A 524-nucleotide genomic window follows, 5' to 3' on the forward strand; every position below is an offset into this window, starting at 1 on the left:
GTTGTGCCCTGGGCCTTTCCGAGATGGATTTGGGCTTGGTCGTAGGCCCAGCTGCAGATGCCGGTGATGCGGCTTGAGTAGCAGCGGGCTTGATCGCTGGCACCTTTTCAGGAGCTTGCACCTGCGCTGCAGGCCGCGGTTGCGATGCCGCGACCGCAGGGCTTTCAGCGGGTGTAGCTTTCTTAAAGAAGCCTTGGGCCTGCGCCGAAACCGATGCCACGAGCACGACAGAAGCGAGCAGGATTTTCATCGTTGGATCCCCAGTTGTTTCTGCCGTTGTTGGCTGTGCTCGACCTCCTGCTCCGGAGCCTTCGCCTGCCCTTTCTCAGCCAGGTAGGTCTTGCTTCGCTCACTCGCTTTCGAGGTCACCGCGATGGCATGGGCTCGATCGTTGGCTGGTGCAGAGACGACGTCGGATTCCGTGGAGGCCGCAGTCTCTTTTTTCGGCGTGGCGCTGGCCTTTTCCTCCACCTTCTGGTCGGAGGCTTGCTCAGGTTCATCGCTCGTGCCGTAGCTAGAGACCC

1 protein-coding gene and 1 pseudogene are annotated in these 524 nt (G+C 60.9%); both read right to left on the bottom strand.

Annotation, left to right across the window (positions count from 1 at the left end; genetic code table 11):
- Positions 1-250, bottom strand: a pseudogene (locus GVJ63_RS22450) (hypothetical protein); the annotation flags it as partial.
- Positions 247-524 (bottom strand): hypothetical protein (locus tag GVJ63_RS21845; protein ID WP_159227356.1); only part of this gene is annotated, 278 nt, incomplete at its 5' end. The pseudogene GVJ63_RS22450 and the gene GVJ63_RS21845, both read right to left, overlap by 4 nt.

It is taken from the genome of Pantoea sp. 18059 (assembly GCF_902706165.1).
Taxonomy (GTDB): domain Bacteria; phylum Pseudomonadota; class Gammaproteobacteria; order Enterobacterales; family Enterobacteriaceae; genus Pantoea; species Pantoea agglomerans.